General features: G+C 67.5%; 12 protein-coding genes. 5 read left to right on the top strand and 7 right to left on the bottom strand.

All coding sequences use genetic code 11. The annotated features are described in order from the left end of the window. Nucleotides 1-109: 109 nt before the first annotated feature. Nucleotides 110-790, bottom strand: coding sequence for a sulfite oxidase-like oxidoreductase (locus FBZ83_RS11515; protein ID WP_145682659.1), 681 nt, complete (start codon nt 788-790; stop codon nt 110-112). A gap of 253 nt (nt 791-1,043) precedes the next feature. On the opposite strand from FBZ83_RS11515, the gene FBZ83_RS11520 reads away from it, so the two are divergent. Next, the gene (locus FBZ83_RS11520; protein WP_145682661.1) at nt 1,044-3,056 is read left to right on the top strand and encodes a PAS domain-containing sensor histidine kinase; all 2,013 of its coding nucleotides are present in this window, start codon (nt 1,044-1,046) and stop codon (nt 3,054-3,056) included. Nucleotides 3,057-3,210: 154 nt separating this feature from the next. On the opposite strand, the gene FBZ83_RS11525 is transcribed toward FBZ83_RS11520, so the two are convergent. Both FBZ83_RS11525 and aceA read right to left on the bottom strand, forming a co-directional pair. Continuing rightward, nucleotides 3,211-3,774, bottom strand: a complete 564-nt coding sequence (locus tag FBZ83_RS11525; RefSeq protein WP_094301285.1) for a DJ-1/PfpI family protein — start codon at nt 3,772-3,774, stop codon at nt 3,211-3,213. A gap of 701 nt (nt 3,775-4,475) precedes the next feature. Beyond that, nucleotides 4,476-5,753 (bottom strand): isocitrate lyase, encoded by a 1,278-nt coding sequence (gene aceA / locus FBZ83_RS11530; protein WP_114860663.1) that lies wholly within the window; start codon nt 5,751-5,753, stop codon nt 4,476-4,478. Between the two features lie 189 nt (nt 5,754-5,942). Here aceA and FBZ83_RS11535 point away from each other — a divergent pair, with 189 nt between their 5' ends. The 3 genes from FBZ83_RS11535 to FBZ83_RS11545 all read left to right on the top strand — a co-directional run bounded on the left by FBZ83_RS11535 (nt 5,943) and on the right by FBZ83_RS11545 (nt 10,372). Then, nucleotides 5,943-7,385, top strand: coding sequence for a helix-turn-helix domain-containing protein (locus FBZ83_RS11535; RefSeq protein WP_145682663.1), 1,443 nt, complete (start codon nt 5,943-5,945; stop codon nt 7,383-7,385). A 182-nt stretch (nt 7,386-7,567) separates the two neighbouring features. Continuing rightward, complete coding sequence (locus tag FBZ83_RS11540) at nt 7,568-8,341, top strand: ferredoxin--NADP reductase (RefSeq protein ID WP_145682665.1); 774 nt, start codon at nt 7,568-7,570, stop codon at nt 8,339-8,341. A gap of 204 nt (nt 8,342-8,545) precedes the next feature. Next, nucleotides 8,546-10,372 carry a glycosyl hydrolase family 17 protein gene (locus FBZ83_RS11545; protein WP_145682667.1) on the top strand — a complete coding sequence of 609 codons (1,827 nt, stop codon included), beginning with the start codon at nt 8,546-8,548 and terminating at the stop codon, nt 10,370-10,372. A 47-nt stretch (nt 10,373-10,419) separates the two neighbouring features. On the opposite strand, the gene FBZ83_RS11550 is transcribed toward FBZ83_RS11545, so the two are convergent. Beyond that, the gene (locus tag FBZ83_RS11550; protein ID WP_145682670.1) at nt 10,420-11,130 is read right to left on the bottom strand and encodes an orotate phosphoribosyltransferase; all 711 of its coding nucleotides are present in this window, start codon (nt 11,128-11,130) and stop codon (nt 10,420-10,422) included. 269 nt (nt 11,131-11,399) lie between these two features. Here FBZ83_RS11550 and FBZ83_RS11555 point away from each other — a divergent pair, with 269 nt between their 5' ends. Beyond that, on the top strand, nt 11,400-13,016 hold the full coding sequence (locus tag FBZ83_RS11555; RefSeq protein ID WP_145682672.1) for a DUF3369 domain-containing protein: 1,617 nt from the start codon (nt 11,400-11,402) through the stop codon (nt 13,014-13,016). Nucleotides 13,017-13,043: 27 nt separating this feature from the next. Here FBZ83_RS11555 and FBZ83_RS11560 read toward each other — a convergent pair whose 3' ends face one another. From FBZ83_RS11560 to dnaK, 3 genes are all read right to left on the bottom strand, one after another. Then, nucleotides 13,044-14,171: a diguanylate cyclase gene (locus FBZ83_RS11560; protein WP_145676250.1), complete on the bottom strand. Its 1,128-nt coding sequence runs from the start codon at nt 14,169-14,171 to the stop codon at nt 13,044-13,046. A gap of 292 nt (nt 14,172-14,463) precedes the next feature. Then, nucleotides 14,464-15,609 (bottom strand): molecular chaperone DnaJ, encoded by a 1,146-nt coding sequence (dnaJ, locus tag FBZ83_RS11565; RefSeq protein ID WP_145682674.1) that lies wholly within the window; start codon nt 15,607-15,609, stop codon nt 14,464-14,466. 172 nt (nt 15,610-15,781) lie between these two features. Next, on the bottom strand, nt 15,782-17,953 hold the full coding sequence (gene dnaK, locus FBZ83_RS11570; protein WP_348982507.1) for a molecular chaperone DnaK: 2,172 nt from the start codon (nt 17,951-17,953) through the stop codon (nt 15,782-15,784). Between the last annotated feature and the right edge of the window lie 236 nt (nt 17,954-18,189).

Consider the following 18,189-nt stretch of genomic DNA (forward strand, 5'->3'; position numbering starts at 1 on the left):
TCGCGTTCTGAAATGGTCCGGTCAATGTCTTGCCCGGCGACCGGCCGTCCCTTGGCGTCGATTGTCGCCGGGATTGTTTCTGGACCGGAACGGCGGGCGCCGTCGCACGCTACTCGCTGTAGCGTTCTTCCCGCCAGGGGTCGGCGTCATTGTGATAGCCGCGGACCTCCCAATAGCCGCGGCGGTCCTCCGCCAGGAACTCGATCCGCTTCACCCACTTGGCGCTCTTCCAGAAATAGAGCTTCGGCACGACGACTCGGACGGGGCCGCCATGGTCGCGGCTGATCGGCTGGCCCTCCCAGCCGGTGGCGAGCAGCGCGTCCTCCGCCGCGAAGGCCTCCAGCGGCAGGTTGGTGGTGTAGCCGTCGGAGGAATGGCAGAGGACGAAGCGCGCCTCCGGCCGGGGCTGGACGACCGACAGCAGGTGGCGGGTGGTCACGCCCTCCCATTGGTTGTCGTAGCGCGACCATGTGGTGACGCAATGGATGTCGGAGACGACGCGCTCCCGCGGCTGGGCCTGCAGGTCCGTCCAGTTCCAGGTGACGGGAGTGTCGACCAGCCCGTCCACCGCCAGGGTCCAGGTCGCCTCGGTCACCCGCGGCAGGAGGCCGAGATCGAGCACCGGCCAAGTTTCGACCAGACGCTGGCCGGGCGGCAGACGGTCGCGCGCCGGATCGGCGGTCTTTCCGGTCAGCCCCTGCCCCTCCCGCGCCCACTGCTCCTTGGTGGCGACCAGTTTGTCGCGGATCTGGCCATCCTGTGGGCCATCTTGAGAACTCTCGTCGGCCATGGCGGTCCTCCGATGGGGTGGATCGGCAGCGATGTCCCTGGTGAGCGGTACGGATTTATGCATGGATGGGGGCTGGTGTCAGCGCCGATGCCGTGGTTTTCTGCGGTGCGAAAGGCTGATCCCCACCCTTTCCGTTTCATTTTTCCGCGGTTGTTCTGGAAATAGACGGTTTGGACGGTCCCCCTGCCCCTGTTCACGCCCTGCCTTGCTCTGATAGCATGTCCGCCATGCATGATCTGCCCTATCACCGCCCATGACCACCGTCCTTCCCGTCGCCCCGCACGCCGATGCGGCGCCTCTTGGGCTGGAGAAGGCCGGGTTGGCGAGCACCGGGGTGACGAGGGCCGGGTTGGAAATGACTGGGCTGGACATGGCTCCTGAGGATGCGGCCGGCTTGGCGTGGCTGGACGCGCTCGCCACGCCGCTGTGGCTGCTCCACCCCGATGGCCTGACCCTGTGGCTGAACGGCGCCGCCCGCGCGCTGATCGGCCTGGAACCCGGCGCGCCCGCCGCCGCCGTCCGGATCAGCCTGTCCAACCGCTTCCCCGCCGCGCTGGGGCAGGCCGCCGCGGGGCGGACGGTGGAGGTGCGGGCGGTCATCCACGCCCCTCTGGTCCTGCCGCTGGAGGTGGACCTCCGGCTGGTTCCGGCGCCGCTCCCGAACGGGCTGATCCTGGCCGAAGCCCCCGCCGACAGCGGCGCCCGGCAGGAGATGATGCGGCTGAACGAGCAGCTCATCGCGTTGTCCTACGCCTATCCCGACATCCGCTTCGAGCTGCTGCGCGACGGCACCATCCTCGACTTCGCCGCCGCCAGCCCGGGCGACCTGAACGTTCCCGCCGAGCGCTTCCTGGCGCACCGCGTGCAGGAGGTTCTGCCCGATCCCGCCGCCGCGATGCTCGCCGCGGCGCTCGGCCGGCTGAACGAGGGGCAGACGGTCATCGGTCTGGATTTCTCCCTGCCGCCGCCGCTTGGCCAGACGGGGGCCGGATCGGAGGGGAGCACCAAGTTCTTCGAGGCGCGGCTGGTCGCCCTGCCCGACAGCGACCGGGTGATGTGCAGCATCCGCAACGTCACCGAACGGGTGCTGGCGGAAAGCGCCGCCCGGCGCGCCCATCATCTGCTGTCCGACGCCATCGAATGCATCACCGAGGGTTTCGTGCTGTACGACGCCCAGGACCGGCTGGTGCTGTGCAACGGGCGCTATCGCGAGCTGTTTTCCGCCAACACCGACCTCATCACGCCGGGGGCCCGGTTCGAGGAGGTGCTGCGCGGCGGGGTCGAGCGGGGCGTCTACCAAGTGCCGGACGGCGACCTGGAGGGTTGGATCGAGCGGCGGATCGCGCAGCACCGCGGCGCCGGCGCCCCCATGGAGGTGCAGCTTCACGACGGGCGCTGGATCCGCATCGAGGAATGGCGGACCCACGAGGGCGGGACCGTCGGCATCCGCGCCGACATCACCGACCTGAAGGGCCGCGAGGCCGAGCTGAGCGCCGCCCGCGACGAGGCCGAACAAGCCAACCAGCGCAAGTCCGACTATGTCCACCATCTGAGCCACGAACTGCGCACCCCGCTGAACGCCGTGCTCGGCTTCGCCCAGATCATCCACGACGAGATGATGGGGCCGAACAACCCGCGCTACCGCGAATATGCCGGCCAGATCGCGGCGGCCGGCGTCTATATGCTGGACCTCATCAACAACCTGCTCGACCTCGCGCGGATCGAGGCGGGGCGGATGGACCTGCATGAGGAGGCCTGCAACCTGTCGCTGCTGGTCGACCTGACCTTCGGCATGATGCAGCCGCGGGCCTGCGAGGCCGCGGTGGCGCTGTGCATGGAAATTCCCGACGATCTGCCCAGCCTGCACGGCGACGCCTCGCAGATCCGGCAGATGCTGACCAACCTGATCGGCAACGCCATCAAGTTCTCGCCGCCCAAGGACGGGTGCGTGCGGGTGCGCGCGGAGCTGACGGAGGACGGCGGCATCGCGCTGACCGTCGCCGACAACGGCATCGGCATGCGGCCCGAACAAATCCCGGTGGCGCTGGACGCCTTCGGGCAGGTGCATGGCCGCAACCAGGGTCATAACCACCAGGGCCGCGAGCGGGCGGCGGAGCGCGGCTCCGGCCTGGGCCTACCGCTGACCCGCGCGCTGATCGCGCTGCACGGCGGTGGTTTCCACATCGACAGCCGGGTCGGGGCCGGGACGACGGTGCGCCTGACCTTTCCGCCCTGCCGGGTCGGCGGGGGAATGCAACGTCTCTAAAAAGCGGGTTTTCAAAAACCGGAAACGGGTCCCCAAAACGCGCAACGGCCGCGCGCGCTGAAAGCGCGGCGGCCGTGAACCCACAAGACGATACCCGCAGGAAAAACGGGCGGCCTGTCGAGGCGCTTTGGCTTGGCCTTAAGCTGGCTTGGCCTCAGGCGGCCTTGCGCACGGCGGCGGCCTCGGAGAAGACCTTGACGACCTGCTCGACGAAGGCGGCCAGCTCGTCATGGCCCAGCGCCGTGATGGTCACGTTGTCCACCACCAGAGCCTCGTCGCTGATCTTGCCGCCGGCGGCTTCCAGCTCGGCGCGGACGGCCTCCGGAGCGGCCAGCGTGCGGCCCTTCAGCTTGCCCGGGATGGCCAGGAGCTGGATGCCCTGATCGATCGCGGCGATCGGCTTGCCGGCGTCCAGGAAGTGACCGACGATGCGGCGGGTGTGGGCGCTCTGCTGCAGCTTGGTGACGCTGCGCTCGCCACCCGGCAGCAGCAGCATGTCATAGTCGGCACCCAGAACCTCGCCGACCTGCTTGTCCACCGGGAAGTAATGGCCCCAGGACTTGCCGTGCCAGCCGTTCACCAGACCCTGTTCGGGAGAAATCGTACGAAGAGTAGCGCCGGTCTTGAGGAGAGCCCGTTGCGGCTCCGTCATCTCCAGTTCCTCAAAGCCGTTGGCGACGAGAATGGCAATGCTCTTTCCTGCGAGGGGTTGATCCATACTGTCTTGTCCTTTCATCGTTCAACCAGAGTGCGCGGGCCATCGCCGAGAATGCGCCGACGGGGAAAAGAAACGGCGCACGCCGCGCAAGGCTTTGCGCGGCGATGGGACCCGCAGCCGGCCCTCGTCCGATGAGGTCCGGCGGGGGGGCAATTACGCCCCTGATCGGTTTGTGGTGAGCATGGAACACAAGTGGCGGCAACGAGGTCCCAAGTCAATGGCTTATTCCGCACTGCAACGCAGCTTCCCCACCATCGGGCAGGGCAACCGACACGGCAATTTCGCGGTCGCGCTCAAGACTTAATCACGATTTCCCGATTATGACGGTTGGGATGGCGCAGGTCAGCCATGCCGTCACGGCGCGGCTGTGACAACGAATGGTCGCGGAAACGGCGCCAGACAAAAAAGGCGGCGGACAAAAAGAAGCGGCCGGAGGCGGACCTCCGGCCGTTTGAAGTCGATAGCGTCAGCCGTTCGAAGAGATCCGGCTCGCACACCGGATCGGGAACCACCGGTCACCGGGGCGGCGGGCCGAGGCCAACCGTCCGGAGGATCGGCGCAAACCGGTCATACGGCCCGAGCCGGGGAGGCTGCCGCGATGGGCGGCCGTATGACCCTTTCACACTCTGCCGGGGCAAAGTGCTGTCTCGTCCGAGGCGGGCGCGTCCGGCGGATGGAACCGGACACACCCTGCGGTTGGATCAATGGAACTGATCGGCCTCGGTGGAGTCCTTGTAGGCGGTGGTCGAGGACTGGCCGCCCGAGATCGCCGTGGCGACCGCGTCGAAGTAGCCGGTGCCGACCTCGCGCTGGTGCTTGGTCGCGGTGTAGCCCTCGGCCTCGGCCGCGAACTCCGCCTCCTGCAGCTCCGAGTAGGCGGCCATGCCACGCGCCGCGTAGCCCTTGGCCAGCTTGAAGGCCGAGTAGTTCAGGCTGTGGAAGCCGGCCAGCGTCACGAACTGGAACTTGTAGCCCATGGCGCCGATCTCGCGCTGGAACTTGGCGATGTCCGCCTCGTCCAGGTTGGCCTTCCAGTTGAAGCTCGGCGAGCAGTTGTAGGCCAGCAGCTTGTTCGGGAACTCCTTGCGGATCGCCTCGGCGAAGCGCTTGGCCTCTTCCAGGTTCGGGCGGGAGGTCTCCCACCACAGCAGGTCCGAGTAGGGGGCGTAGGACAGGCCGCGGGCGATGCAATGCTCGACACCCGTGCCCTTCTTCAGGCGGAAGAAGCCCTCCGAGGTGCGGCCGGCGTCGAAGTCGATGAAGGGATGGTCGCGCTCATCCACGTCCGAGGTGATGAGCTGCGCGGACTCCGCGTCGGTGCGGCAGAGCACGATGGTCGAGGTGCCCATGGTGTCGGCGGCCAGACGGGCGGCGTTCAGCGTGCGGATGTGCTGCTGCGTGGGGATCAGCACCTTGCCGCCGAGATGCCCGCACTTCTTCTCCGACGCGAGCTGGTCCTCGAAGTGGACGCCCGCGGCGCCGGCCTTGATCATCGCCTTCATCAGCTCGAAGACGTTCAGCGGGCCGCCGAAGCCGGCCTCGGCATCCGCGATGATCGGCGCGAACCAGTAGGTGTCGCCCTTGCCCTCGGCGGTCTGGATCTCGTCGGCGCGCTTGAAGGTGTTGTTGATGCGCTCGACCACCGCCGGCACCGAGTTGGCCGGGTACAGGCTCTGGTCCGGGTACATCTGGCCGGCCAGGTTGGCGTCGCCGGCGACCTGCCAGCCCGACAGGTAGATGGCCTTCAGGCCGGCCTTCACCGCCTGCATCGCCTGGTTGCCGGTGAGCGCACCCAGCGTGTTGATGTACGGCTCGGTGTTCAGCAGTTCCCACAGGCGCTGGGCGCCCAGTTCCGCCAGCGTGTACTCGATCTTGACCGAGCCGCTGAGGCGCTTCACATCGTCCTGGGTGTAATCGCGCCGGATGCCTTCGAAGCGCGCGGCGCGGAGAGCGGCCTTGGTCTTTTCATCGAGCGACATGGTCGTTTTCCTTCTTTTCATCACCGTTGCGCTGCTTTTGAGCGCTTGCCCTGACAAAACAACTAAAACGACCTTCGCTGCCTTGCAACATGCCCTTGTTTGTAAAAGGGTCTGTTTGTAAACTACCGTCAGAAAAGTTCTGTAAATCAGTAAATATTGTAAATCCGCCAAGCTGGAGTTCGGTCGGCCATGGACAAGAAGGCGATGCTGGGTCCGAAGGTGCGTCGGCTGCGCCGCGACCACGGGCTGACCCAGGCCCAGATGGCCGAGCAGCTGGGCATCTCCCCCAGCTACCTGAACCTGATCGAGCACAACCAGCGTCCGGTCACCGTGCCGCTGCTGCTGAAGTTGGGCCAGCAGTTCGGGGTGGACCTGCAGAGTTTCGCGGAGGACGAGGAGAGCCGCCTCGTCGCCGGCCTGCGCGAGGTCTTCGCCGACCCGCTGTTCGACGGCTCCGACATCAAGAACCAGGACTTCCGCGAATTGGCGGCGGTCGCCCCGACGCTGGGGCAGGCGGTGGTGGCGCTCTACCGCGCCTTCCGCACCAGCCGCGACGATCTGCAGACCCTGTCGGAGCGGGTGGCCGACCGCGAGAAGCTGCATCTGGTCCAGACCTCCTCCTTCCCGCAGGACGAGGTGCGCGACCTCTTCCAGGCCCACTCCAACCATTTTGCCGAGCTGGAGGCGGCGGCGGAAGAACTGTGGCAGGAGGGCCGGCTGGAAAAGGGCGACCTCTACCGCGGCCTGACCGACTATCTGCTGAACAACCACAGCGTCCGCGTCCGGCTGCTGCCGTCCGACATCATGGGCTACGCGGTGCGCCGGTTCGACCGGCACGGGCGGCGCATTCTGCTGTCGGAAATGCTGGCGCCGTCCGGACGCAACTTCCAGCTCGCCTGCCAGATCGCCCTGCTGCGCCACCGCGACCTGCTGAACCAGATCGTCGAGTCGTCCGGCCTGACCGGCGACGAGGCACGTCGGCTGGCCCGCATCGGTCTCGCCAACTATTTCGCGGCGGCGGTGGTGATGCCCTACGCCCGCTTCTGGGAGGCGGCCAATCAGGTTCGATACGACATCGAAATATTGCGGCGCCGGTTCGATGCCTCGTTCGAGCAGGTCTGCCAGCGGCTGACCACGCTGCAGCGGCCGGGGGCGAAGGGCGTTCCCTTCTTCCTGATGCGGGTGGACAGCGCCGGCAACGTGTCCAAGCGCTTTTCCGGCGCCGGCTTCCATCTGGCCCGCTTCGGCGGCGGCTGCGCCCGCTGGATCGTTTACGAGGCCTTCCGCACGCCGGGAAAAATCCACAGCCAGCTGGCCCAGATGCCCGACGGCACCACTTATTTCTCCATCGCCCGCACGGTGGTGAAGGCCGGTGGCGGCTTCCGCAGCCCGCCGCAGCAATTCGCCATCGCGCTGGGCTGCGATCTCCAGCATGCGGCGCAGATCACCTATGCGGATGGTGTGGATCTCGAAAACACCGAGGCGGCGACGCCCATCGGTGTGAATTGCCGGCTCTGTCCGCGATTGGATTGCTCGCAGCGCGCCTTCCCGCCGCTGAACCATCGCCTGATTGTCGATGAGAATCTGCGCGGTCTGTCGCCCTATCTCTTCGCCCCGCCGGCGGGAGAGTAACGCCGTTTATTGTGCGATATCGTCTTGTGGTAACCGAAAAGCCACAACAAAATTGTTGGTATAAATTAGTGGTCTGTTGACGAATTTGTTGTTAAAGAAGTGTGCTGCAATGCGGCACGGCTTGGCTTCTGAAACGACACCGGCCACGGCATGCCGGTCACCGAAACGGACCTGCGGATTCCATGAGCAATCTGATTCATGAGCGCGTCCTGCGCGTTCACCACTGGACGGACACGCTGTTCAGCTTCACCACCACGCGCGATCCCTCGTTCCGTTTCGATCCCGGACAGTTCACCATGATCGGCCTGGAGGTGAACGGCCGGCCGCTGCTGCGCGCCTACAGCCTGGTCAGCGCCAGCTACGAGGAGACGCTGGAGTTCTTCTCGATCAAGGTGCAGGAGGGGCCGCTGACCTCGCGCCTCCAGCATCTGAAGGAAGGCGACACGCTGCTGGTCAACCGCAAGGCGACGGGCACGCTGGTGACCGACAACCTGCTGCCGGGCCGCAACCTGTACCTGCTCAGCACCGGCACGGGCCTCGCCCCGTTCCTCAGCATCATCAAGGACCCGGAGATGTACGCCCGGTTCGACAAGGTGATCCTGACCCACACGACGCGTACGGTGGGCGAGCTGGCGTACGGCGACATCATCAACACCGTCCTGCCGGAGAACGAGTTCTTCGGCGAGGACGTCAAGCAGAAGCTGATCTATTACCCGACCGTGACGCGCGAGCCGTTCCGCAACCAGGGCCGCATCACCGACCTGATCCGCAACGGCAAGCTGTTCGCGGACGTCGGGCTGGCCCCCTTCGACCGCGAGGTCGACCGCGTGATGATCTGCGGCAGCCCGGCCATGCTCGACGAGACCAGCGGCATCATGGACGAGCTGGGCTTCTCCATGGGCCACAACGGCGAACCCGGTCATTACGTGATCGAAAAGGCTTTTGTGGAACGCTGAGCGGATTTGCCGGAATAAAGCGGGCCGCGGTTCGTTGATGGGACGTGACGATGGCACGTCATCAACTCCAGCCGGCCCGCCTGGGCCGGGTTGGTCCTTGACGGGCGCGTCTCCCTCGCGGGGGCGCGCCCGTTTTCCTTCCGGAACTGACCCGGTTCGCCAGACCGTTTTGCCGATCCCGCATTTGGTGTAGACATCCCCTCCATGCGCCTCATCACGATCCTCGCCGTGCTGCTCGTGGCCGGCCTCGCGAATTTTGCCGTCTGGTCGCTGCCGAACCAGCCGGTGCCGCTCGACCCGCCGCCCGGTGGCAAGCTGAAAAGCGTGTCCTTCGCGCCCTTCCGCGACGGCCAGAGCCCGCTGACACAGACATTCCCCAGCACCGAGCAGATCGACGAGGATCTGGCGGCCCTCGCCCCGCAGGTGGCGGGGGTGCGCACCTACACCTCGCTGGAAGGGCTTGAGGTGGTGCCGGAACTGGCGCGCCGTCACGGCATGCAGGTCACCATGGGGGCGTGGCTGTCGTCGCGGCTCGATAAGAACGAGAAGGAGGTCGCCTCCCTCATCGACCTCGCCAACCGCTACCCGGACGTCATCACCCGCGTGATCGTCGGCAACGAGGTGTTGCTGCGCCGCGAGCTGACGCCGGAGCAGGTGGCCGGCTACATCGACCGCGTGAAGGCGGCGGTGAAGCAGCCGGTGTCCTACGCCGACGTGTGGGAATGGTGGCTGAAATACCCGCAGATCGCGGATCACGTGGATTACCTGACCATCCACCTGCTGCCCTATTGGGAGGACGTGCCGACCGACGTGGCCGGCGCCATGGAGCGCATCCGCGGCAGCTACCGCACCATCGCCCAGCGCTTCCCCGGCAAGCCGATCCTGGTCGGCGAGACCGGCTGGCCGACCGAGGGCCGGTCACGCGGTGCCGCGGTCACCGGGCTGGTCAACAAGGCCAAGTTCGTCAACGGCTTCGTCCGCCTCGCCGAGCAGGAGGGCTTCGACTACAACGTGATCGAGGCCTTCGACCAGGGTTGGAAGGCCAAGCTGGAGGGCACGGTGGGCGGCCACTGGGGCCTCTACACCGCCGACCGTCAGGCGAAGTTCGCGCTGGCCGGGCCGGTGGTGGAGAACCGCCAATGGCGGCTGCTGTTCGGCGTCTCCTCCAGCCTCGCCCTGGCGTTCGTCATCGGGCTGACCCTGCGCGGCCGGCCGCTGACCACCGGGGCCTTCGCCGCCCTGGCCGTCCTGGCGCAGGCGCTCTCCACCCTGTACGTCCACGCCGTCTGGGGCGCCCTGCACGGCAAGCACTACCCGCAGGACGTGGTGCTGTCGGTGGTCATGCTGGCGGCGACGGGTGTCCTGTCGGTGGCCGTCCTGCTGGCCGCCCGGCGGGCGCTGGGCAGCGGCGGTCTGGCTCTGGAACCGCTGGCGCCCCTGCGCGGCCGTCCGGCGCTGTCGCGGCTGGAAACGGTGGGCAAGGCCGCCGCCGTGCTCCTCGCCCTGCTGGGGATCGTCTGGAGCTTCCTGATCGTCTTCGATGGCCGCTACCGCGACTTCCCCAACTGGTACTTCGCCCTGCCGGCGCTCGGCCTGCTGGCGCTCGGCGCCATGCGCGCCACGCGGCGTCCGGAGGGCACGGGGGCGCTGGCCGCCTGGGGGATTGGTGGGCTGTTCCGCCCCGCCGTCCCAGTTGCCGATTCTCTGGCGGCTGATGCCCCGGCGAGCGGCCTGTGCGGCGCCGTCCGCCGCCTGCCGCTGGAGTCGGCGCTGGCCGTCCTGCTGCTGCTCGGCGCGCTGCTGACCGTGCTGGCGGAGGGCGTGGTGCCGATGGAGTCGCTGATCTACGGGCAGCTTCCCTTCCTGGAGGCGCTGCACGAGGTGGTGTGGACCAGCCCGAACTGGGAGGCGCTGTCCTGGGCCGGGCTCCAGCTTCTGCTGGCGGTGCCCTACGCCGCCGCCGTCCTGGCCGCCCGCCGTGGCGAGACCGCCCGCGCCGGCCATCAATGGGTCCGCATCGCCGGGCAGTGAGGGTTTCCCCCTCTCCCGCTTGGCGTGGGAGAGGGGCACGCTCTGCCTCAGGCCGCCTTCTCGCTCTTCCGGCTGCCCTGATGCTCCGCGGTCCAGCGCTTGGGATCGTGCAGGAAGGCGTGGATTTCGCCCTGCGCCTGCCCATCCAGGTAATGGCCGCGGTTCGCCACCTCCAGCACGTCCCACCAGGTCGCCAGAGCGTGCATCGTGATGCCCAACGGGGCCAGATGCTCCTGGATCTCGTCGAAGATCCCGTACTGGAACAGCACGAACAGGTCGCGCACGTCGCAGCCCGCCTCCTTCAGCGGCTGGGCGAAGCGGGCCTTGCGGTGGCCGTCCGCGGCGATCTGCTCGACCAGCAGCACGCGCCAGCCCGGCTCGACCCGGCCTTCGATCCGGTGCTTGTAGTCCTGCTGCCCCTCCGGCGCATCCTTGCGAACGAAGACGAGGGGGAGGCTCATCCGGTCGGCGATCAGCGCGGCCCAGGGCACGCCGGCCCCCTCGGCGGCGGCGATGGCGTCCAACTCGCCGTCGCCGATCTCCTGCCCGATCATCCGCAGCGCGAAATCCAGCACCTCGTCGCGCACCGCGGGGTAGGAGAGCAGCCGCCGCCCTTCCAGATGGACCGGGCTGACCAGCCCCGAGCCGTGGCGGCAGAGATGGTCCGGGTCGTACCGGACGCAGCCGGTCTCGATCAGATGGCGGGCCACCCCGATGGCCCCCTCGCGCAGCTCGATGTCCCAAGCGTCCGGAATCATGGCTTGCCCCCGTCGTTTTCGTCGTTGTCAGCCTCGTGCCTTTCTTCCGATGATCCCCCGTTCGGAGCGGGCCGCAACCCCTCCACACGCGCCGGGGCGGACGCTTTTGCGGTAGCCGGAACGGAGGAGGACAACGCGCCGCAGCCGTCCTCCGCCGGCAGTCGTGCGCAACGGCACACCAGAGCGGTTGACACGAACCGCGACAAACGTTGAAAAAGAGAATCGAATTGTAGCCATGCAGCTTTGGCAAAGCGGGGCGGGGAGCGGCGATGTCGGACATCCAGGGCTGGGGCCAGGACGAGGACGACGAGTTGCTGTTCGCCGACGAGGATGCTCCGGACCCGTCGTCCGCCCCGTCGCGCCCCGCCGCACCCTGGAAGCTGCTGATCGTCGACGATGACCCGGAGGTGCACGCGATCACCCGCGTCGTGTTGAACGATGTGACCTTCGACGGGCGCCGCCTGCACTTCCTGTCCGCCCATTCGGGGGGCGAGGCGCGGGCGATCCTGAACGATCATCCCGACATCGCCGCCGTCCTCCTGGACGTGGTGATGGAGACGGAGGACGCCGGGCTGCGGCTGGTCCACCACATCCGGGAAGTGCTGGGCAACCGGCGGGTCCGCATCATCCTGCGCACCGGCCAGCCCGGCCAGGCGCCGGAACGGCAGGTGATCGTCAGCTACGACATCAACGACTACAAGGCCAAGAGCGAGCTGACCGCCCAGAAGCTGTTCACCACGACGGTGGCCGCCCTGCGCTCCTACCAGCACATCGATGCCATCGAGCGCAACCGTCAGGGGCTGGAGACGATCGTCGACGCCGCCGGCACCCTGTTCGAGCAGCGCCGCATGGACCGTTTCGCCGTCGGCGTGGTGGAGCGGGTCGCCGCCCTGCTGCCGCGGGCGGCCGGCGCCTTCCTGTGCGCCGTGCCGCACAGCGCGACCCCGGATGGCGCGCCTCCGGATCGCCCGCCCCGGGAGGCGGAGGTGCTGTGCGGAACCGGCGTCTTCGCCGACGCCGTCGGCCGGCCGGTCAGCGCCGTGCTGCCCGGCGCGTCCTGCGCCGACATCGCCGCCGCCCTCGCCCGGGGCCGCAGCCTGCACCGCGACGACCACAGCGTCGCGCTGTTCCAGACCCAGCGCCCCGGTCCCGCCGCGCTGTTCATCGGCGGACACGGCGGCCTGCCCGAGGTCGAGCGGCGATTGGTGGAGATCTTCTGCTCCCGGATGTCGGTCGGGTTCGACAACGTGTCCCTCTACGAGCAGCTCCGCCTCGCCCAGGTCGCGACGGTGCACGCCCTGGGCAAGCTGGCCGAATACAAGGACGAGGTCACCGGGGAGCATGTCCGGCGCATCGGCCGCTGGGCCACCGCCATCGCACGGGAACTCCAGACGCGGGGCACCTGTGGCGACGACGCCGACGACCTGTTCTGCGAATTGATCGGGTTGGCCAGCATGCTGCACGACGTCGGCAAGGTCGCCATCCCCGACCGGATCCTGCGCAAGCCCGGCAAGCTGGACCCCGAGGAAATCACCCAGATGCGCGAACACGCCACCATCGGCGGGAGCATCCTGCGCGACGCCTCCGGCCCGGTCGGCGGGCGCAACTACCTGACGATGGGGGCGGAGATCGCCGAGAGCCACCACGAGAAGTTCGACGGCACCGGCTATCCCCGTGGGCTGGCGGGCGACGCCATCCCGCTGTCGGGCCGCATCGTGGCGGTCGCCGACGTCTACGACGCCCTGCTGCACCGCCGCCCGTACAAGGAGGCGTGGGAACTGGCGGCGGTGGTCGATCTGATCCGCGCCGAGTCGGGCCGGCATTTCGACCCGCGCGTCGTCGACGCCTTCGTCGCGGTCCTGGAGCGCGGCGGGCCGGAGGCGTAGCGGGAACGCCCCGGCTGTTTCAGAGCGTCAGGCCGGTTCGGGGACCCGGTCGTCGGCGACGATCCGGTTCTTGCCGGACTGCTTGGCCGCGTACATGCGCTGGTCGGCCAGATCGACCAGCCGTTCCCAGTCCAGCGGGCGGTCGTGAAGGTATTCGGCGAGTCCGACACTGGCGGTCTGGGGAACTCCGTCCGGGCGCTTGCCCAGCCCCCGCGCGTGCAGCCGCTCCACCGCGGTCAGCGCGCCCTCGCGGGAGGTGTTGGGCATGATGACCACGAACTCCTCGCCGCCCCAGCGCACCAGCACGTCGGACTGGCGCAGCATGGCCCGGATCGCCTCCGCCGACCGCCCGAGCTGCTTATCGCCCTGGTCGTGGCCGAAGCGGTCGTTGATCGACTTGAAGTTGTCCAGATCGAAGAAGATCACCGAAAGCGGGTGATCCGAGCGTTGGGCGTGGGCGAACTGCAGCCGCAGAAGCTCTTCGCCGATGCGGCGGGAGAATGCGCCGGTCAGCCCATCGTGCGACGCCTGATCGACCAGGGCCATCATGAAGTGCAGCTGGCTCATCGCCGCCAGCGTCGCCACCACCATGATGAGCACCAGCAGCCACAGGGCGCCCAGATAGGAGGGGAACGGGAAGACCAGCGAGCCGTAGACCCCGGCCAGCATGTGCGCCGCCAGCATCGGCGTCGCGAAGGCCAGCCCCTCCAGGGCGGTCAGCGGAAAGACGCTGAGCCCCGCCACCATCACGAAGGGCAGGAAGGCGTAGCCGGCGGCCACCGCCAGCGCGCTTCCCGCGATCATGTCCTCGTTCAGCATGGGGTGCGAGGCGAGGAAGAAGATCGTCGGCACGGCCAGCAGCAGGGCCAGCCCCCGCCACGCGCTGCCCATGTCGTCGCAGATCCGGTAGCCGAGCGCCAGCGCGCCGAAGGCGAAGCTGGACACCAGCCGCAGGCCGGCCAGATAGCCCCACAGAGGCCAGGGGAAGATGAAGACGTCGATGACGATCCACAGCGGCGTCAGCACGGCGAACACCGCGGCGACCATGCGGACACGGGAATGGATCAGCACGGCCCGGCGACGCTGGATGATCGGGGTGTGTCCGCCCGGATGCATCAGGTCGCGCAACTGCTCGAAGGAGAGATCGCCGCTCACCGCCTGGAATGCCCTCTCCGCGAACCGTCTGAGGAGATTAAGCGCTTGTTGATACACGCGATGCCCCCCATCGGCAACGTCAATCGCCGTGATGTCCAGGATACGTGCGTATGCCGTGCGGCCTGTGGCATCGACGCATAGGTCCGTGGTTTTCGGGGACAGTCGTCCCCGAGTCCCACCGCTGTCAACGCCGAACTGGTCATACCACTGGGGCAAAAGCACGCGGTGCCCACGAAAAAAGGCCCGGCGGCGGGCCGGGCCTTTTTCACGGGTCGGAACGAAGGAAAGACGGTCAGTCCTTCAGGTCTTCCCACAGCTCCTTCACCTTGGCGAAGAAGCCTTCGGACTGCGGGTGGGAGCCTTCCTTGCCGGCGGTGTCGAACTCGCGCAGAAGCTCCTGCTGCTTCTTGGTCAGGTTGACCGGAGTCTCGACGACGGCCTGGATGTACATGTCGCCGCGCTGCTGGCTGCGCAGCACCGACATGCCCTTGCCCTTGATGCGGAACTGGTGGCCGGACTGGGTGCCCGGCGGGACCGTCACCTTGGTGCGGCTCCCCTCGATGGTCGGCACCTCCACCGTGCCGCCCAGCGCCGCGGTGGTCATCGGGATCGGCACCCGGCAGTGGATGTTGGCGCCGTCGCGCTGGAAGATCGGGTGCGGCGCGATGGCCAGGAAGATGTAGAGGTCGCCCGGCGGCGCGCCGCGCAAGCCCGCCTCGCCCTCGCCGGCCAGACGGATGCGCGTGCCGTCCTCGACGCCCGCGGGGATGTTGACCTGAAGGGTCTTTTCCTTGCGCAGGCGCCCGGCGCCGCCGCAGCTCTTGCAAGGGTCCTTGATGACGCGGCCCTGGCCGTGGCAGGCCGGGCAGGTGCGCTCGATGGTGAAGAAGCCCTGCTGGGCGCGCACCTTGCCGTGGCCCTGGCAGGTCGGGCAGGTGACCGGCTGGGTCCCCGCCGCCGCGCCGGAGCCGCTGCAGGACTCGCAGGCGACGGTGGAGGGGACGCGGACGTTGGCCGTGGTGCCCTTGAAGGCCTCCTCCAGCCCGATCTCCAGATTGTAGCGCAGGTCCTGGCCGCGGCCCGACGCGCCGCCGCCGCCGCGGCGCCCGCCCATGAACTCCCCGAACATCTCGTCGAAGATGTCGGCGAAGCCGCCGCCGCCGCCACCGAAATCGAAGCCGCCAAAGCCGCCGCCGGCCCCGCCGCGCCCGTTCTCGAAGGCGCCATGGCCGAAGCGGTCGTAGGCCGCGCGCTTCTGCTCGTCCTTCAGGACGTCGTAGGCTTCGCTGATTTCCTTGAACTTGTGCTCGGCGTCCTTGTCACCCTGATTGCGGTCCGGGTGATACTGCATCGCCATCTTGCGGTACGCTTTTTTGATCTCGTCCGCGCTGGCGCCCTTCGCCACCCCGAGCAGCTCGTAATAGTCCTGTTTCGCCATGGGCCCCGACCGCCTTCACATTCAACAGACCAATCATATCTCCGGCCCGCCACCGCAGGACGGATGACGGGCCGGACGATACTGCATGGCGCCGGGTTCTCCCGGCTGTGACACCGGAGGCAACGGGCGGCTGTCCGACGGCAGCCCGACAATTGCCTCCGGTTCCGAACGCTTACGCCGACTTCTTCTTGTCGTCGTCCACTTCCTCGAAGTCGGCGTCGACCACGCCCGGCTCGTTCGGGGCGGCGCCCGCCGCACCGGCGGCACCGGCGCCCGGGGCCTCGCCCTGGCCAGCCTTGTACATGGCCTCGCCCAGCTTCATCGACACCTGGGCCAGCGCCTCGGTCTTCGCCTTCACGGCCTCCAGATCCTCGCCGTCCAGCACCGACTTCAGCTCGGCCACGGCGGCCTCGGCGGCGGTCTTGTCGGCGGCCGGGATCTTGTCGCCGTTCTCCTTGATCGTCCGCTCGGTGGTGTGGATCAGGGCGTCCGCGTGGTTGCGGGCGTCCACCAGCTCGCGCCGCTTCTTGTCGTCGGCGGCGTGGGCCTCGGCGTCCTTGACCATCTTGTTGATGTCGGCGTCCGACAGGCCGCCCGACGCCTGGATGCGGATCTGCTGCTCCTTGCCGGTGGCCTTGTCCTTCGCCGTGACGCTGACGATGCCGTTGGCGTCGATGTCGAAGGTCACCTCGACCTGCGGCACGCCGCGCGGGGCCGGCGGGATGCCGACGAGGTCGAACTGGCCGAGCATCTTGTTGTCCGCGGCCATCTCGCGCTCGCCCTGGAAGACGCGGATGGTCACCGCGTTCTGGTTGTCCTCGGCGGTCGAGAAGGTCTGGGACTTCTTGGTCGGGATCGTCGTGTTGCGGTCGATCAGGCGGGTGAACACGCCGCCCAGCGTCTCGATGCCCAGGCTGAGCGGGGTGACGTCGAGCAGCAGGACGTCCTTGACCTCGCCCTTCAGCACGCCGCCCTGGATGGCGGCGCCGATGGCGACCACCTCGTCCGGGTTCACGCCGCGGTGCGGCTCACGGCCGAAGAACTGCTTCACCGCCTCGATGACCTTGGGCATGCGGGTCATGCCGCCGACCAGGATCACCTCGTCGATCTCGTTGGCCTTCAGGCCGGCGTCGCGCAGAGCGGCCTTGCAGGGCTCGATCGTGCGGGCGACCAGCTCGTCGACCAGGGCTTCCAGCTTGGCGCGGGTCAGCTTGACGTTCAGGTGCTTCGGGCCGGACTGGTCGGCGGTGATGAAGGGCAGGTTGACCTCGGTCTGCATGGCCGAGGACAGCTCGATCTTCGCCTTCTCGGCGGCTTCCTTCAGGCGCTGCAGGGCCAGACGGTCCTTGCGCAGGTCGATGCCCTGCTCCTTCTGGAACTCGTCGGCGAGGTAGTCGATGATGCGAGCGTCGAAGTCCTCACCGCCGAGGAAGGTGTCGCCGTTGGTCGACTTCACCTCGAACACGCCGTCGCCGATCTCCAGAACGGACACGTCGAAGGTGCCGCCGCCCAGGTCGTACACGGCGATGGTGCCGGCGCCCTTCTTCTCCATGCCGTAGGCCAGAGCGGCCGCCGTCGGCTCGTTGATGATGCGCAGCACTTCCAGGCCGGCGATCTTGCCGGCGTCCTTGGTCGCCTGGCGCTGGCTGTCGTTGAAGTAGGCCGGGACGGTGATGACCGCCTGGGTCACCTTCTCGCCCAGATAGTTCTCCGCCGTCTCCTTCATCTTCTGCAGGATGAAGGCGCTGATCTGCGACGGGCTGTACTTCTTGCCGACGGCCTCCACCCAGGCGTCGCCGTTGTCGCCGGGAATGATCTTGTAGGGGACGAGGCCCTGGTCCTTCTTGGTCAGCGGATCGTCGTAGCGACGGCCGATCAGACGCTTGATCGCGAAGAGGGTGTTCTCGGGGTTCGTCACCGCCTGACGCTTGGCCGGCTGGCCGACCAGACGCTCCGCGTTCTGCGCGAAGGCGACCATGGAGGGCGTGGTGCGCGTGCCTTCGGCGTTCTCGATCACCTTGGCGCTGGAGCCTTCCATGACGGCCACGCAGGAGTTCGTGGTGCCGAGGTCGATGCCAATGACTTTGCTCATGTTCAGCCTCTGTTGTTCGGCAGATGCGTGGCGGCCCGTTTGGTCCGGCACCGCCGCGATCCCCTTGGGGTCGGTGGAACGGTTGGGTGGATTAACGTCTGTCGCCGGAGATATAGGCAGGTGCGTTTCGGGCTGCAACGTCCTGGTCATTCCGCCAACCGTCAAAAGACCAAAAGGTGACGTGCACACCGGGACATATCGTCGCGCCTGCGGCTTCGCGTCGCAAGTGAATACCGGGGTATTCAGAAGCATAAGGCGTGCAACGGCCCCCCTTCATCCCCGTGCCGGGCCGAAAGCACTCTGTTACAGAGCTTTAACACAAGCAAAACCCCCGCAACCCAGCCATGTTAACTTTTCATTAACAAGTAATGGTGTGCATTTCAGTGCACAATCAATTGCCGGTTGCCTTGTTTCTTTGTTGTCCGAAGATTCTAATAGTGGAGAATCGAAGGAAACATGATATATCCCTCCTGGTCAGGGGGCCGCTC

Origin of the sequence: Azospirillum brasilense (assembly GCF_007827815.1) — a bacterium.
In the GTDB taxonomy this organism is placed as follows: domain Bacteria; phylum Pseudomonadota; class Alphaproteobacteria; order Azospirillales; family Azospirillaceae; genus Azospirillum; species Azospirillum brasilense_C.

Coding starts and splice junctions, on each gene's coding strand:
- FBZ83_RS11515 (WP_145682659.1), bottom strand. CDS start 790: ATGGCCGACGAGAGTTCTCAAGATGGCCCACAGGATGGCCAGATCCGC.
- FBZ83_RS11540 (WP_145682665.1), top strand. CDS start 7,568: ATGAGCAATCTGATTCATGAGCGCGTCCTGCGCGTTCACCACTGGACG.
- dnaK (WP_348982507.1), bottom strand. CDS start 17,953: ATGCTTCTGAATACCCCGGTATTCACTTGCGACGCGAAGCCGCAGGCG.
- FBZ83_RS11535 (WP_145682663.1), top strand. CDS start 5,943: ATGGACAAGAAGGCGATGCTGGGTCCGAAGGTGCGTCGGCTGCGCCGC.
- aceA (WP_114860663.1), bottom strand. CDS start 5,753: ATGTCGCTCGATGAAAAGACCAAGGCCGCTCTCCGCGCCGCGCGCTTC.
- FBZ83_RS11555 (WP_145682672.1), top strand. CDS start 11,400: ATGTCGGACATCCAGGGCTGGGGCCAGGACGAGGACGACGAGTTGCTG.
- FBZ83_RS11520 (WP_145682661.1), top strand. CDS start 1,044: ATGACCACCGTCCTTCCCGTCGCCCCGCACGCCGATGCGGCGCCTCTT.
- FBZ83_RS11545 (WP_145682667.1), top strand. CDS start 8,546: ATGCGCCTCATCACGATCCTCGCCGTGCTGCTCGTGGCCGGCCTCGCG.
- dnaJ (WP_145682674.1), bottom strand. CDS start 15,609: ATGGCGAAACAGGACTATTACGAGCTGCTCGGGGTGGCGAAGGGCGCC.
- FBZ83_RS11550 (WP_145682670.1), bottom strand. CDS start 11,130: ATGATTCCGGACGCTTGGGACATCGAGCTGCGCGAGGGGGCCATCGGG.
- FBZ83_RS11525 (WP_094301285.1), bottom strand. CDS start 3,774: ATGGATCAACCCCTCGCAGGAAAGAGCATTGCCATTCTCGTCGCCAAC.